Consider the following 16,710-nt stretch of genomic DNA (forward strand, 5'->3'; position numbering starts at 1 on the left):
CGTCCTTTTTGGACGGGCGGGACGCCCATCCCACAATAACAATTAAAATTGTAAGTTATTTAATTCGCGATCCTAAGATTTGGAGTGGGCGATCGAGCTTCGATCTAAAAGTTTGTAGGCGTAAGGCGGGGCGTAGCCATCGCACAGCGCCCCGGAAAAAAAGACCAAAAAAAGATCGATCGTCCGCGCAAGTCAACCCTCCTGGGCTCGCACCCGCAACAGCAGCAGCTTTCCCCCCTCACCTCAATCGGGCTGCCGCCTCCCGAAAGCCCTAAGCCTCATAACTCCCCAAAAGTTTTCGCCACAGGAGTTTCACCGTCTCCAAGCTCACAGGTATAGCAACGGCACATAGGGTAAGGACGTTCTTAATTGATGAAAGCATTGTTTTTACTGTCGAATGCCAAAAGCATTTCTAGAGGCTGCTGCTCTGGCTCCCTTGTGCACGAGAGAGGCGAATGCTATAAAATCTTAAACAGCAGGGGAGTGCGGAAATTGCGATCGAACGCCAAGCAACAACCGAACTCGATCGAGTCCAAACCTTTGATAACCTATAATTTGAATGAGATGCCGCAGGCACTTCTGCTACTGGCATTATACTAATGCGCCATCCTGCGGCTAATTTGGGATTTATTCTTTCTAACAACTAACAACTAACAAATAACAACTAATAAAGAGGGGATTGCTTAATGGCTGCAACAGATTTTAAAGACTATTACGCTATTTTGGGACTCAACAAAACTGCCAGTTCTGACGAAATTAAAAAAACTTTCCGCAAACTAGCCCGCAAATATCACCCGGACATGAACCCCGGCAACAAAGAAGCAGAAGCTCGTTTTAAAGAAGTAAACGAAGCTTACGAAGTGCTCTCAGACCCTGAAAAACGCAAAAAATACGACCAATACGGTCAATACTGGAAGCAAGCTGCCACAACTCCAGGCGGATGGCCGGGCGGGGGCAGTACGAATGTAGACTTTGGCGGGGTTGACTTCAGCGAGTACGGCAGTTTTGACGAATTTATCAATGCCTTGTTAGGTCGCGCAGGTAGTAGTCCTGGTAGTGCCCGCAACGCCAAGTGGAATTACAGCAACTACCGCAGCACCAGCGGCGGGCCCACAGGTTTTGGCGGATTTGAAGATTTCGCGGGGTACGAAAATCGCACCGCAGGAAGCTCTCTCGACACCGAGGTCGCCATTTCCCTGACTTTGGGGGAAGCATTTCGGGGAACTTCTAAGCGAGTCGCCACGGGGGAAGTTTCGATTCCAGCAGGAGTGAAAACCGGCAGCAAAATTCGGATAAAAGGCAAAGGTCAAGTTGACCCGTACACGAAGCAACAGGGAGATTTGTACCTAAAATTAGAAGTTTTGCCTCACGCTTTCTTCCAGTTTGAGGGAGAGAATTTGGTCTGCGAAGTGCCGATAACTCCCGACGAAGCGGTGTTGGGATCTTCAATTGAAGTGCCGGCGCCTGAAGGTATGATCACTGTGAAATTTCCAGCCGGGATTCGTTCGGGTCAGTCTTTGCGGTTGCGGGGCAAGGGATGGCCGAAACCGAAGAAAAACGAGCGGACTGATTTGTTGGTCAAAATTGCGATCGTGCCACCGAAAGAAATTAGCAGTGTAGAACGCGAATGCTATGAAAAAATCAAAGCAAATCGCACTTTTAATCCTCGCAGTAATCTCAATCAGATGGTGCTGTAAATTACCCAGCACGGACCTGAGTACAGCTACAGTGTGGGCTTTCAATAGCCCTGAAATGATCTTGCACCTTGCAAAACAATCTCGAACCTTCGGGCTTATTTACGAAAGCCTCAATAGCAGCAATATTCTTACTGCCGTTTAAGTCGGCATCACCTTTCCATCCACAATGACCACAAGCGAACTTTTTGCCATTCCTATAAGACTCACCCTTTACAGGATGAATGTGATTGCACTTGTGGCACATTTTGCTGGTGTATCTAGGCTCAACAAACAGAATCTTTACGCTATGCTTTATAGCTTTGTAGATGAGGAATTGACGCAACTGAAAGAACGCCCAGCTATTACTAAGTCTCCGCTCTTTCTGCGAGCGTGGCTGCTGATTTGTGCGTTCCCTAATTCCCGTCAAATCTTCCAAAGCGATAACTTGATTTTTGTTCTTAGCCTTGGTTACGATACGGTGACTGATAGTGTGATTTACCAAGGTCTGAAAGCGCTTTTCCTTGCCCGACAACCGTTTCAACAATTCTCGACATCTACGCCGAGTGCTGCGCGTGCCTTTCGTGGCTTTTCGCTGGATATTTGCTCTCAACTTGGCATAATGGTTTCTAACTTCTGTAATTTGTTTGCCGCTAAATGTATCTCCATCAGAAGTGACCGCAATATCAGTCCTACCCAAGTCACAACCCAAAACTTGATTGCAAGGTGGAGGCTCTGCTGGCTGAGATTCAAGCTGAATATTAAGATAGTAACTACCATAAGAGCGTTTGCACAAAGTAGCAGTCTTGGGGTTTTGACCTTTCAGCAATCCAAGTTGGTAGTTTCCGATAGCCAGTACAAACCGTTCCCTACCACCAGTAGTAGTCAAACTTACTGTCCAATCTTTTTCCCTAAAAGAAAAGATACGGGTATCGTAAGTGACGCTAGTAGGAGCAAATTTGTTAACAGGCTTCCCATCTTTTTTAGCTGTTTTTCTGTTACCAGAAACCCGTCTAATAGCATGGATTGCCAACTGCGCCGAAAGTCCAAACATCTCTCTGACATTGTGATAAGCTAATCCGCATTTAAATTGCAGGGTAAGATAAATTTTCACTTTTGTGGGGTGGGCATCTTGCCCGCCCTCAACATACAATTTAAATGCACAACAGCTTATACCTGCAGATTGCATCGCCAATTCATTTGTCAGAGTTGGCGGCACAGTTTGATTCACGTATTCACAAGCATTAGCGAATGCCTGAAGGGTTGCATCAATTTTGATGGAATGCTCAGGCGTTACTTGGAGCTTGCAAGGGGCGGGTTCACCGAAATATATGACACCCACCGACAAATCAGATAAACCCGCCCCATCCCATCGAGAAACTACCAGAACTATCGGTCAGAGCAACTCCGCCCTATGAAAAACTCCACTTTTAACCAACCCTCTACCAGAATAGGCGCAACCACAGGCAGATTGCGCCTACAAAACGCTATATTTTGTTGTTCGTAAGTCCTGAATCGAAAATCAAAAATCGAATAACCCTTGACGTGTGTAGCAATTCGTGATATTTTTATCCGCGTTTATCGGGATATAAAAAATATTTATGAATAAATCTTAAGTTTTAATTAAATTTAGTATTATAATTTTGGTAACTTCCAACTAAGTATTTATTCTCAATATGATAGCGGATCAATTTCCTTGGCTGACCGCAATTGTCATCCTACCCCTCCTAGCTTCCCTCGCCATCCCTTTTCTGCCCGATACAGACGGCAAAACCATTCGCTGGTATGCCCTAGGCGTAGGTATTGCAGATTTTGTATTAATGTGCTGGGTGTTTTGGACTCATTACGATCCAAGCATCTCTACTTTCCAAATCGTAGAGCAATATTCCTGGATACCTTCTTTAGGTCTCAACTGGTCTGTTTCCGTTGACGGACTGTCAGTGCCGTTGGTACTGTTGGCGGGATTGGTGACGACGCTATCAATCTTTGCAGCCTGGGAAGTCGATCGCAAGCCGCGACTCTTCTACTTCCTGATGCTGGTGATGTACTCCGCACAAATAGGAGTGTTCGTCGCCCAAGACATCATGCTGCTGTTCATTGTCTGGGAACTAGAACTAATTCCGGTGTACCTGCTAATCTCGATTTGGGGCGGACAAAACCGTCGCTACGCAGCTACCAAATTCTTGATTTACACCGCAGGCGCTTCCATTTTTATTTTGATAGCTGCCTTAGCAATGGCATTCTACGGCGGAGGCACCCCCACCTTCGACATGGTAGAACTTGGCTTGAAGGACTACCCACTGGGTTTAGAATTACTGCTTTATGCGGGATTGCTGATTGCCTTCGGTGTGAAACTGGCGATTTTCCCTTTCCACACTTGGCTACCTGATGCCCACGGTGAAGCATCTTCTCCCGTCTCGATGATTCTGGCCGGCGTATTGCTGAAAATGGGCGGATACGGACTGATTCGGCTGAATTTGGAACTTCTTCCCCAAGCACACGTTTACTTTGCACCGATTATGGCGGTGCTCGGCGTAGTCAATATTATCTACGGCGCGCTGAATTCCTTCGGCCAATCGAACATGAAGCGCCGCCTAGCGAATTCGTCGATTTCTCACATGGGATTCGTGTTGTTGGGTATTGCTTCCTTCACGGATTTGGGAATCAACGGGGCGCTGTTGCAAATGATTTCCCACGGTTTAATCGCCTCAGTATTGTTTTTCCTGGCTGGCGTTACTTACGATCGCACCCATACAATGATCATGGACGAGATGGGCGAGATTGGAAAAGTCATGCCGAAAGTGTTTGCTTTGTTTACCGTAGGTGCGATGGCATCTTTGGCACTCCCCGGAATGAGCGGTTTTGCTAGCGAATTGTCCGTGTTTGTGGGCGTCGCAACTAGCGATATGTACAGCGGTTCTTTCCGCGCGGTGACAGTGTTCCTGGCTGCAGTGGGACTGATTTTGACGCCGATTTATTTGCTCTCGATGCTGCGACAGTTATTTTACAACTGTGGGACACTAGCGGCTTGCGACCTTGAGGATCTAAATCTGCAGAATCAGAGAAACAATCTGGATGAAGCGGTTTGTTTCGGTAATAGTTGCGTTTTGCCGGGTGATGCACCGTTTATTGATGCTAAACCTCGGGAAGTGGCGATCGCATTTTGCTTTTTGATACCGATTGTCGGCATTGGTTTTTATCCCAACATGGCGATGCAAGTCTACGATGCCAAGACTGTCGCAGTCAACGCAGAAGTCCGCCAATCTTACATCCAAATTGCTCAACAAAATCCTCGGATTTATGCGAATCAACTTTTGGTTCCCAAAATTGCCCAAGCTCAAAAATCGCCTGCTTTGGACAAAATTACAGGGGCTGAATCTGCATCGGTTTTTGGCATTGTCAAATAATTTTCTCGAACTCTGTTTTTGTTGAAAATTGGGCGATCGCTTTTGTCAAAGGGCGATCGCTTTTTTCTTATCGCTGAATTTCTGAAATAATCTGCGCCAGATTCTCCCTAGCATATCCCACCTCAAGAATCGATTTATCATCGAGATCAGAGGCTACTTTTTTCAAGATATTTAGCGGTTCTTCAAAGCCTGTCGTCTTCACAAACAACACTTGCAACCGATTTTTTACTAATGCTAAAATAGAGCGACTTGGTTCGCCTTTATCCCCTTTCCGTTTAGCAATGTTGATGCTCAATTTGTGAGTTTTCAACAGCCGCATTCTTTCTATTCCTTGGGTCTTAACCGTCTCCAAAACCTCCGCTCGAATCTGATCGACTAATCTATCCGTCACATATTGCACGATCAAAGGCTGAAGCATAAAAACAGTTTCCCCGCCCTCACTAATTTTGTCAATCAGCGAGCGACGACCTAGAGAATCGAGATTTTTTAGCAAATCCGAAAGCGATGAATTGACCAACATCTGCTCTCGCAAAGTCGCCAGGGAAATCGGGATTTGAGCAATAGCAATCCAGTCGGCAATCTCTTGTTCTGAACTCGACATTCGATCGAACTGTTGCGCCAGCAAATTGCTGATATGTTCTTCAATAAATAACGCCGTAGCTTCCAAAAGCTTTAAAACATTCCCCTCGAAAAACTCGTTAATTGTTGTCGCTACAATCTTTAAGGCTAACAGATTGCCTCCGTACCGGGATAACAAGATTTCCAACTCTCGATCTTGAGGCGACAAACCTTTTTCTTGGAAAATTTCCCGCGCTATTTCCTCGGAAATAGCAGGTTTTAAAGACCGCACTTTTTCTCCCGCCAGCAAAGCCAGTTCCGTAGGCTCTTCCGAACTAACTAGCAGTAAACAGCTATTGTGATTGACCTCACCGAGCCGCACAATTAAATCTCGATATCCTTCGTAGCCTTCGCGATAGTGTCCCGCTAATTCTTCGGGTTTGAGAACCGCTTCAAAATCGTCTAAAATTACCAGACAGCGGTGTTTTCGCAGATACTCGACCAAGCGCGAAATTTTGCTGTTGAGGTCGATCCTATTCGTTGGCGTAGCCCCCGTAGGGGCGAGATCCCCTAACGGCACATCGGGTTTTTGTTGGTTAGAAAAAAGTTGAATTAAGCTTCCTAGGAAGTCGGATGGTGCGGGTGTCGATCGCAGCGATCGCCAAATCACAAAATCAAACTCATTCTGTACCTGTTTTGCCAACTGCACCGACAGAGTTGTTTTGCCGCTACCAGCCAAACCAAGCAGCGCTACCAGGCGACAATTATCTGATACAATCCACTGCTTTAAAGTAGTTAATTCTTCAGTCCGTCCGTAAAAAACCGAAACATCCGGTGCTTGGCCCCAATCTTCCTGTCGGTGTCCGATGGCCATCTTCAATAGAGAGCCTTTACCTCCACTAAAATCGCTCGTTCCCTGATCGATGTGGTATGAAAACAGCAACTGATGCCTCAATTCCGAAAGCTTTCCAGGGCCATTCCCCCCGATCTGAAACTTTTTGTAAACTTCGCCTAGTCTTTTGCGAACGGCGATGTCGCTAATGCCAAGCTTGGTTGCGATCGTCGCCGTAGATTGACCGTCGAGAGCCATAAACACAGTTTCTAACTCGGCATCTGTGACACCGCGTTGTTTGGCGATCGTTTGCACAAAGTTTTGAGGAATCGGAGTAGTCAAGGTAGGAATCTCGTCTATACTAAAAATCTATCTTCTATTATATTGTGTGAGTTCTCGCGGGAGAGCAATTGAATCGAATCTACCAACGTTCAGCTTGCTTTTTGTTGTTTGGGCAGTTTTAGATATTTATCAAAAAAAATGGGTTTAAAACCCCGTCCTTCTAGGACTGCTTTTTGTGGGCAAAAGTATAAACCCTTGAGTTATTCTAATAAAGATATGTAACAAATGTAGTTAAACAAGTAATTCCCTTGTACCTTAAGAATAGCTAAAAAAAGGATATTCAGACTTGTTAACCAACTATGTGTACAAGTTGCGCCAAAATCAAACGCAAGACTTAAAAATGTCCAATTGGGTAGATATGTTGCGGAGTCACTACAACTGGTGTCTGAATGACAGAATTACTCAATACAGCCAACAGTTCCTACAAGGAAACTATTGCGAAATTAGGACAAAAAGTGAAGCTTGCCCGTTAACCAGTTGCGTTAGTAGAAACGGTGCAACTGGATCGCCGTGGAAGATCGAAAAAATAGATAAAGACGGCAAAATCAAAAACCCTCGACGCAACCCAGGCGACATTCAAATTACCGCACTGCCAGAGTTAAAAGCGGCTAGACCTTGGTTTGCCGGAATAGACTCAACGGTTCTACAGCAAAATGTCAAACGGTTAGACACTGCTTACAAGAACTTTTTTGAAGGTCGGCGTTTTCCCAAGTTCAAGAACCGCAGCAACTTTACATCCTTCACTTTTGTGATGGGGGTGAAAATACAAGGTAACAAAATTTATTTACCTAAGTTGGGCTGGATGCGTTTTCACAGCTCACGTCCGATTCCCATCGGTTTTACCATTAAAGCCTGTACCGTGAGAAAACGGCAAAATGGCTGGTACGTATCGCTCCGCATTGAGGACAAATCTGTTCCCGATTACACTACAAAACCTCTCAAGGATGTCGTCAAAATAGTTGGATGCGACATGGGAATCACTAAATTAGTCCATCTGTCAGATGGATCTCAAATCGAAAATCCCAAGTTCTCAACTACGAAGAAAGCTAAACGCACCCTGAGAATCAGGTCCCGACGAGTCAGTCGAAAAGCTAAAGGTAGCAAGAACCGCAAAAAAGCAGCTCAGAAAGTGGGGCTTTTACACCAAAAGATTAGCGATAAACGTCAAGCTCACCACTGGAAAGTCGCCAAGAAAATTGTGGATCGCAAGATTGATGGCATAGCTTTGGAGGATTTGAATATATCGGGAATGATGCGCCGCTGCCGAGTAAAACTTGATGAGAAAACAGGTAGATTTCTGAAAAATGGGCAAGCAAAGAAGAAAGGTTTAAACCGTTCTATCTCTGACGCAGGTTGGGGTGAATTAATTTTGAAGATTGAGTATCTGGCTGTAAAGCAAGGAAAAATCGTAATCAAAATTAATCCCAAGCACTCTAGCCAAGAATGCCGGAATTGTGGCAATATCGACAAGTCAAACAGAGATGGCGAAAAGTTCATCTGTGCTAAATGCGGCTACCACGAACACGCCGATATCGGTGCAGCAAAAACGATTAGAGATCGAGCTTTGAAATTGGTACGCGGGGACTCCGCGAAACCTGGTGCTTGCACCTAAACGCCCAAAAGAGATCATCACGCCGGGCGAGCAAACGTGATGAGTTTGGGAACCCTGCAAACAGGGATATTGAGTCAGAAATTTCTCAAGAATCCTCGCGCCTTCAGGCGCCCGGAGTGTCAAACCCAATTATCGATTGTGATACCAGTTTAAAAAATACACCTCTAGGCCCGTACTCCAAACCAATACACAATCAGTCATTCCCAATTATTCAATTATTGAATTATTCAATTCTTTAATTATTTAATCTAAGATGGTATGAGGAACGGGAAGTTTATCGCCATAAATTGTTGCTATCTCCCTACCTGTATAACCTATTGTAGGATGGGTGGAGACACGGCGCTTAATTTATAGCACCCAACCATAAATCTCCCACCGCACCACAACCCACTGCAAACCAAAAACCAGGTAAATTTACAATTTTTGAAAGCATCGCTGTATCAGCCAAAAATTGTCGCAGTAGCGCGGTATTCTTGGGCAGAAAGCACCCGCCAACTCCCATCGCCCATAAGTTCCAAAACCTGCTGGTGATATTTCACTAAACTCACTCGGTGGCCGACACTCACAAACGTAGTTTTAGTGGCTTGCAACTGCTCGTATAAATGTTGCTCGTTCTTCAAATCCAAAGCACTTGTCGCCTCATCCAAAATAGCGTATCTCGGTTCCGTCAATAACAATCTAGCAAAAGCTAAACGTTGCTGTTCTCCCAGCGACAAAATCTCGCCCCAATCTAAATTCGCATCAAAACCGCCCAATCTGTCCGGCAAATCTGCTAAGTTTACTGATGCCAAAACGCGGCGCAATTTTTCCTCATCAACCTCGCTACTGGTATGGGGATACAAAAGTTGCGATCGCAAACTACCCAAAATCATATAAGGACGCTGCGGCAAAAACAGCATTTCCCCCAATTCTGGCCGCGCCAAACGGCCCGTTCCCGCGTCCCACAAACCCGCAATTGCCCGCAGCAAGGAACTCTTTCCAGCACCGCTTTGACCGACAATTAACAGTCCTTCACCGGGCTGCACTGCTACCGACAAATCCCTAATTAAAGTCTTTTGATGCTGCGGAGTATCTAAAGTAACGTGCTCCAGTGTCAACTGAGAATCTACTACTACATCTATAGCAGTTCCTCCAGGACGAGATACCGCTTTTTTCGCTTCCAGAGTATCTGTAAATACAGTCAAACGATTGATACTAGCGGCAAAAGAACTCAGCGGCTCAATCTGAGTTACAATCACAGAAAAAGCGCGCAAAACCTGACTAAAAGCAAAACCAGCTTGAGTGATATCTCCAAACTGGATTTGGCCGGCAAAGTAAGCAGGAGCCAGAAACAAAGCCGGAATAATCACAACAGCATATCCGTATCCAGTTGTGAAATAATCCAAGTTCCGCTGCCAACCAATTAGCAAATTAAAATTGCGGAATACTTCCACAAATCGCTGCTTTATTTGAAATGATTCTTGCTCCTCGCCTCCATAAAAAGCAATAGATTCGGCGTTGTCGCGAATGTGAACCAGTCCGTAGCGAAAATTTGCTTCTTTTTTAAGTTGCTCGAAATTCAGAGGTACTAATCTTTGACCAAAAACTAGAGTAGCTGTCGTGCCCACAATAGCATAGATAATCAGAAAAATCGAAAGTTGTTTTGAGATAGACCACAGGATACCAGTAAAAGATATAATATTAACTATTGAACCCAGGATGATCAGCATAAATGACAAACTTGTCCGGGTAAAAGAGCGGACATCTTCGGAAATTCGCTGGTCTGGATTGTCGATTTCCTTGTGTAAATTTATTTCGTAATAAGCCCGATTCTGAAAATACTTATCGAGGAACTTATTAGTCATCCACTCCCGCCAGTAGATACCCAATTTATCTTCGGTATACCGGTAAATTACCACAATGGGAGTGCCGACTATAAAAACCCCTGCATACACAAACAGATACTTCCAGTAATTGAGCTGGTCTTTCTTCGCTAGTGCTGTGTTAAAAAAGTTACCGACGTAACTAATTATTACATTCATACCACTGACTGACAGCGACAAAAACAGCAGCAAAGTCAATAAAGCCCAGGGCTGCCAGTGCGGTGTCAATCTGTCTTTGAACCAGACAAAAGCGCTGAAAGGAAGAATTAACATTAAAGCCACGATCGCAATTGCGGGCGAATTAATAATTCCTTTCAACAACGTAACTAAGCCGGCTGCAATACTATTGACCAATTCGGGAAATAAGACTTGAGTACCCAAACATACAGCGCTGACGAGTACAAACATCGCAGCGAACAGAAATATCAACAACAGCGCCACTAATCCTAAAAATATTCTGCCGCCCCCAGGCTCTAAAGGATAAAAGTAAGGTTGAGCGATCGCAATAAATCTCTGCCACAACTGACGGTCAAATCGATTCATCTTTGCTGTTTACAAAACTACTTTGACTGTTCTAACATATCAACTATTGTGACAAACGGCAGCAGTAATTTATGTCGGAGTTTTGCGAAAAAATTTGTCTCACCCAGAGACGGAAACTGGTTTTCCGAGTTAACTGGTGGAGACCAAAAATTTGGGAGCTTTGTTCAAGCTCTTATATTCATCTGTTAAATCAATTCTTTAATCTCAAATCTCAAATCGCTCTAGCTGGAAGAAGTTGCGCTATCGCCGGCCAAGTCCGACTGCAATTTACTGCTGTAAAATCGTTGGCTAATCCCTAAAATTACTTGTTTCATTAGCCAATACAAAACAGCAATTACTACAAAAGTGACAGCCATTACTAAAACCGGACGCTTGCCTATCAAATCGTTCATTACACTGTTAACCAGCGCATCGGGGTTAGTCAGAATGTCCCAAGTGTTGAAGCGGATAAATCGCCCTAAATAAATGCCGATCGCCGAAAGTGCGTGTATAGTTATCTCCGTTACCAGGATAAATCTACTCAAACCCTGTTGCTTCAAATAGTAACCCAAATTCATCACCGACAGCACGTAAGCTCCAAACCCGGCCAGCATAAACGCGAGATATTGGGGAATCAAAGCCAGAGTCACAGTCCACACCGAGTTCCCCTCTTTAATCTGGCGGATCAGGTGAATGATATCAGTTAAAACGTAGGGCGCATTGGGTAAAAATGCGATAAACCAGAAAAAACCGCCCCACCACCGGAGAGAGCGAACTCCGCGCTGCCGCAGTACCCAGATGTCTACAGCCATCAGTGCCAGTGTAATCGCGATCGCCCCCAAAACGTAAGTTTTGCCCACATCTTGCACTATGTGCCTCAGATACGCAAAAACAGGGCGCGTACTGGACAAAAAAGTAGCGCCTAGGAGAAAGCCCGTACCCCACAGCAGCCAGCGCGATCAAGGTTTGCGGAACAGCCAAAAACTCAGGCCCAGCGGCACTAAACCCAAAAACAAATTCCAAGACATCCAGCGGACATTGTGTCCCATTGCTTGCAGGGCTTCCAGGATTAATCCCATCATGTCAATTTTTATACAATTAAAGGTTTGATGCAGCACCGCTTCGTTAGCAGCTTCCGTCTATTTTAGTCTTTAAATTGTAGGGTGAGTCAGCTTATGGCCCCTGGCTGCGCGCCTTAAAATCAGGCTCTGCTGACGAATCCTACCACTGCGGAGTCAATCTCAAATCTAAAATCTAAAATCGACTGACGCACCCTACCACTGCGGAGTCAATCTCAAATCTAAAATCTAAAATCTAAAATCTAAAATCGACTGACGCCCTACTATTTATACACTTTGTCGATCGGAATCTCAATCTGAAAAGTTGTTCCGCATCCTATGGAAGAAATGCACTCAATCTTACCCTTGTGCTTTTCCACCACAATCGAGTGCGCGATAGACATTCCCAACCCCGTACCTTTCCCCACAGCTTTCGTAGTAAAAAACGGGTTAAAAATGCGATCGACTATCCCATCGGGAATACCCGTACCGTTGTCCGAAATTTCTACCCTCACAGTGTTCTGGGGGGTTACACCAGTGGAAATAGTAATGCGACCACTCTTTGTCTCTGATTGTGGAACCGATAACTGGTGATATCGCTCTTCAATAGCATCAATTGCATTAGCAATAATATTCATAAACACCTGATTCAGTTGGCTGGCATAGCACTCCACCAGCGGCAGTTTCCCGAACTCCTTAATTACTTCAATTTCCGGGCGGCTGTCCCGACTCTTCAAGCGGTGCTGCAAAATTAACAAAGTGCTCTCAATTCCCTCGTGAATATCCACCGGCTTCATTGCCGATTCGTCCAGTCGCGAAAAATTTCTGAGGGACAATACAATTTGCCGGATGCGCTCGCTTCCTACCTGCATCGAACCCATAACTTTTCTTAAATCCTCAGCCATGAAATCCAAATCAATCTCTTCAATGCGATCGACAATTTTTGAATTAGGATCGGGATACTCCTGTTCGTAAAGAGTAACAAGATCCAGCAACTGTGTAGTATACTGGTTGAGATAATCAATGTTAGCGTGAATAAAATTAACGGGATTATTAATTTCGTGAGCTATCCCAGCCACTAATTGCCCCAAAGAAGACATTTTTTCTGTTTGAATGAGTTGAGTTTGAGTAGAGCGCAATGACCGCAGCGCTGACTCTAAATCTCTGGCTTTTTCTCTTTCTCGTTCCTCGCTTTGCCGCAGTGCTTCCTCTGCTTGCTTGCGAGTCGTAATATCCTGGGAAACTCCAATTATTACCTTAGCATGACCCTCCGCATTCCTACTAAAAATAGTATCCCGGCTTTGCAGCCACAACAATTGACCGTATGCTCCCTGTAACCGGTACTCAATTTCCCTAGTTTCGCCATCTTCAACTTCTGCAAAGCTCGCGTGATGTTCCACAATTTTCGGCAAATCTTCGGGGTAGATCAACTGAGGCATGAGTGACGAATCCATCGCTGTAATGTCGTCAAGGGTATATCCCAAAAGCCCGAACAGTGAAGTATTCGTGTAGATATTTCGCTGTTCTTCCAAGTCGTATAGATACAAAATACCGGGAGTAGCCTCGGCTACTTTTTGAATAAACTGCTGGCTTTCTTGCAATTCTAATTCAGCTTGTTTGCGATCGGTAACATCAACGGTGATGCCGTCCCAAAGAATATCGCCGTTTTCCTTAGCTTCAGGACGCGAATTTGTCTGAAACCAGCGAATTTTGCCTGAAGGTAGTACCAGCCGTCCTTCCCACTGCCAAGGTTGCAGATTTTGGGCAGAAATAGCAATAGATTCGTCGTAATTGTCGCGATCGTCGGGATGAACCAAATCTGTTAGCACAGCCGCATTTTTAATAATATATTCTGGTTCTAACTCAAAAAGTTCTCGGCAACCAGCACTTATGTAAGGAAAACTGGAAGAGCCATCTGCACGCAACAAAAATTGATAAATTATTCCCGGCACATTAGCAGACAGCTTTTGGAATTTTGCCTCGCTTTCCCGCAGTGCTTCCTCTGCTTGTTTGCGTTCCGTAATGTCAGTAATTGAACCTACCATGCGGACTGCTTTTCCAGATGCGTCCCACAAAGCTTGTCCCCGACTCAATATCCATTTGTAAGCGCGGTTATAGCACCACAAGCGGTATTCGGTGATGTAATGAGGCGTTTTTCTCTCCAAGTGTTCTTGAAGAAGTTGCTGAGAACTCACTAAATCATCGGGATGTAAACTCGTATTCCATGTATTATTGTAATCGCTAATGTCACTATCTTCGTAACCAGTGATTTCCTTAAAGCGATCGGAAACAAAAAGTTCACCGGTTTGCAAGTTCCAGTCCCAAATGCCGTCATTGTTGCCTTTGAGTGCTAACTGCCAGCGTTCTTCAGTTTGCATCAATTGAGCAGTTCTCTGTTTCACTCTATTTTCGAGTTCTTGATTGAGCTGTTTGAGACTTTCTTCTGCCTGGTTGCGTTCGATCGCAATTCCTGCTAAATTAATCGACGCTTCTATCAATTGCAGATCAAAGTTTTTGGGGTAGCGCGGTTGGGAATAATACATTCCAAAAGTCCCCAAAACTTGACCCTGAGATGAGAAAATAGGAGTAGACAAGCAAGCTCTCAGTCCAAAACTCAAGGCTAAATCTCGATAATTTTCCCACAAAGGATCGCTGGCAATATCTGTAACGATTACCTGTTGGCGGCTAAAGGTAGCAGAGCCGCAGGAACCGACATTCGGCCCGATGGCTATGCCATGAATAGCAGCATTGTAACTGTCGGGCAAACTGGGCGCGGCTCCGTGCAGCAAATGTTTTCCGTCTGGAGCTAGAAGCAATATCGAACCGATGACATCTCTAGATTGCTGCTCGATAATTTTAACTAAAGTATTTAAAGTATCGCCCAGAGAAGCACCCTTAGCAATCATTTCTAAAATTTGTTTTTGACCCGTTAACCAATTTTCAGCTTGCTTGCGCTCCGTAATGTTGCGGGCTACCCACAGAGCCGTGTTTTCTTTCATTGGCGAAATGGTAGCGGCAAACCACGTTTGTACGCTGGCAAGTTCCAGGTTATATTCAAAAGTACAGGTTTGATTTGTAGCAAGGGCGGTGCGAATTTTATCGTGAAAAATATCTGCCATTTCTGGCTCGAATAATTCGCTGATTTTTTTCCCGGAAAATTCCGCCGGTGGCTTGTACAATAATTCTGGATTTGTCGGGGCAATTTTCAGCAAGCGTCCCTCAATATCAATCTCGAAAATTACGTCGTTCATGGCAGCGAACAAAGCTCGAAGTTCCGCTTCAGAACCTTGCAGGGCGATTTCAGCTTGTTTGCGATCGCTAATATCCGTCCCGATACAAAGCAGTCCTGCCACATTTCCCTTCGCATCTAGTAAAGGTTTATTTGTCCACGCTATCCACACCCTTTCTCCATTGCTGCGGATGTTTTCATTTTCGTTTTGGAAGTATTTTTCCGGCTGTGCCAAACAGTCTCGAATCTTTGTCGCGAGGTCACTTTCAAATAACTCTGTTTTCGGTATAATTGTGCCGATCGCACTTTGGCCGATGATTTCTGCTTCTGAATACCCGAAAAAATCTTCAGCAAACTCGTTAAAAAAAGTAATATTACCTTCACTGTCTAACTGCACAATCATGCTGTTAGCATTCTCAACTAATTGCCGGTACTTAACTTCGCTCTCCCGCAGTTTCGCACGGCCGTACACCCCGCTAAAAACTGCCACCCCAGTCAAAAGTGCCAGCAAGTCGCCTCCAAAGATCACCCACCCCCGAAACGGCGAATTCGCAGGCCATCCTCCCGCCGGAATTGCTGCCAACTGCCAGGAACCGTTGGGCAAAGTCACTTCCAGCACCACGGGATTCTCCTCAAAAATTGACCCGTCACCGAAAAACACAGGGCCGGAGGCTCCCGAACCGTCTTTGCCCCGCAGAGCGTATTGCAGCTTCGCTGAGGAGTCGTTGAGTCCTGCTTCCTCAATGAGGGTATTTTTGTCGATGATCAGGCCTGTCAAGCCCCAGTAAACTCCTGTTTCTGCCTCGGCGCCGGAGGGTGTGAGAAAAATCGGCGATCGGCTGATGAAAGTCTCGTCCCCCTCCAATAATTTCACGGGCCCGGCTAGCAAAGTTTTTCTGGTTCGGATGACCTCTTTGACCATTTCCCGCTGTTCGGGTAGCGTCGTCAAGTCAACTCCGATCGCCGATTCATTTCCCTCCCGCGGATAAATGTAAGCGACCGTCGTGCCTTTAACTAAAGTTATGGCGCGAATGCCCGGTTGCTGTGCCACCAGAATTCTCGCCGTCGCTGCAAACTCGGCTTCGGTGATGTTTGGGTTGTTGGAAATGTAAGCCCCCAAACCCCGCATCAAAAACAGGCGGGAATTCAAAGAGCCTTCCAGCTTTGAACGGACTGTGCTGAGGCGATCGAGGGTGCTAGCGCGGTTGTAGTGAAAAAACCGCCGCTGTTCCGATCGATCTAAAATGCCAACTCCGACCAAAATTGCTATTGATGCCGAAATAGCTGCTAAATACGGTGAAATTTGGAATTTTTTAACCTTAAAGTATTCCATCTGCCGGGGGTTAAGGTATTTTTTTACGTCTTTAGATAGATTTAGTTTAGTTTGATTTCTCTAGGCAAATCCAAAATTTTCGGCATACCGGGCTTTTCGCAAGCGGGCGCGAGTTTGTTGTGTTCGAGGACGCCCGTCGAACGCGGGCCGCCAAGCCTCTCATCATCAATTCTATGGAAAAAGTTTTAAATCTCAAATCGACTGACCGAAAGTAATGTGGTCATAAGCCCCCGGATTCATTCCAACGCGCAGGCTCAAGACGGGATCAATCTAAAATCTGAA

At 45.3% G+C, this 16,710-nt stretch carries 10 protein-coding genes; 4 read left to right on the plus strand and 6 right to left on the minus strand.

The window, feature by feature from the left end:
- Both QUB20_RS14185 and QUB20_RS14190 read left to right on the plus strand, forming a co-directional pair.
- Positions 1-275: hypothetical protein (locus QUB20_RS14185; protein WP_333250255.1), on the plus strand; the 275-nt coding region annotated here is incomplete at its 5' end.
- A 411-nt stretch (positions 276-686) separates the two neighbouring features.
- Complete coding sequence (locus QUB20_RS14190; RefSeq protein WP_333057740.1) at positions 687-1,697, plus strand: J domain-containing protein; 1,011 nt, start codon at positions 687-689, stop codon at positions 1,695-1,697.
- A 1-nt stretch (position 1,698) separates the two neighbouring features.
- Here the strand turns inward: QUB20_RS14190 and QUB20_RS14195 are convergent, their stop codons facing one another.
- Positions 1,699-2,862: a transposase gene (locus tag QUB20_RS14195; RefSeq protein WP_333291424.1), complete on the minus strand. Its 1,164-nt coding sequence runs from the start codon at positions 2,860-2,862 to the stop codon at positions 1,699-1,701.
- A 487-nt stretch (positions 2,863-3,349) separates the two neighbouring features.
- Here QUB20_RS14195 and QUB20_RS14200 point away from each other — a divergent pair, with 487 nt between their 5' ends.
- Entirely contained in the window at positions 3,350-5,080 is a 1,731-nt protein-coding gene (locus QUB20_RS14200; RefSeq protein WP_333246324.1) for an NAD(P)H-quinone oxidoreductase subunit 4, read from the plus strand.
- Between the two features lie 67 nt (positions 5,081-5,147).
- Here the strand turns inward: QUB20_RS14200 and QUB20_RS14205 are convergent, their stop codons facing one another.
- Positions 5,148-6,812, minus strand: a complete 1,665-nt coding sequence (locus QUB20_RS14205; RefSeq protein ID WP_333250257.1) for an NB-ARC domain-containing protein — start codon at positions 6,810-6,812, stop codon at positions 5,148-5,150.
- 286 nt (positions 6,813-7,098) lie between these two features.
- Between QUB20_RS14205 and QUB20_RS14210 the strand changes: the two genes are divergently transcribed.
- Positions 7,099-8,424, plus strand: coding sequence for a transposase (locus QUB20_RS14210; protein WP_333250259.1), 1,326 nt, complete (start codon positions 7,099-7,101; stop codon positions 8,422-8,424).
- A 440-nt stretch (positions 8,425-8,864) separates the two neighbouring features.
- Here the strand turns inward: QUB20_RS14210 and QUB20_RS14215 are convergent, their stop codons facing one another.
- From QUB20_RS14215 to QUB20_RS14230, 4 genes are all read right to left on the minus strand, one after another.
- The gene (locus QUB20_RS14215) at positions 8,865-10,829 is read right to left on the minus strand and encodes an ABC transporter ATP-binding protein/permease (RefSeq protein WP_333250261.1); all 1,965 of its coding nucleotides are present in this window, start codon (positions 10,827-10,829) and stop codon (positions 8,865-8,867) included.
- A 221-nt stretch (positions 10,830-11,050) separates the two neighbouring features.
- Positions 11,051-11,719 carry a DUF1361 domain-containing protein gene (locus QUB20_RS14220; protein WP_333250263.1) on the minus strand — a complete coding sequence of 223 codons (669 nt, stop codon included), beginning with the start codon at positions 11,717-11,719 and terminating at the stop codon, positions 11,051-11,053.
- Positions 11,720-11,767: 48 nt separating this feature from the next.
- Positions 11,768-11,890: a hypothetical protein gene (locus QUB20_RS14225; protein WP_333250265.1), complete on the minus strand. Its 123-nt coding sequence runs from the start codon at positions 11,888-11,890 to the stop codon at positions 11,768-11,770.
- A gap of 260 nt (positions 11,891-12,150) precedes the next feature.
- Positions 12,151-16,428, minus strand: coding sequence for a PAS domain S-box protein (locus QUB20_RS14230; RefSeq protein WP_333250267.1), 4,278 nt, complete (start codon positions 16,426-16,428; stop codon positions 12,151-12,153).
- Between the last annotated feature and the right edge of the window lie 282 nt (positions 16,429-16,710).

Origin of the sequence: Microcoleus sp. B4-C2 (assembly GCF_036705265.1) — a bacterium.
Classification (GTDB): Bacteria; Cyanobacteriota; Cyanobacteriia; order Cyanobacteriales; family Microcoleaceae; genus Microcoleus.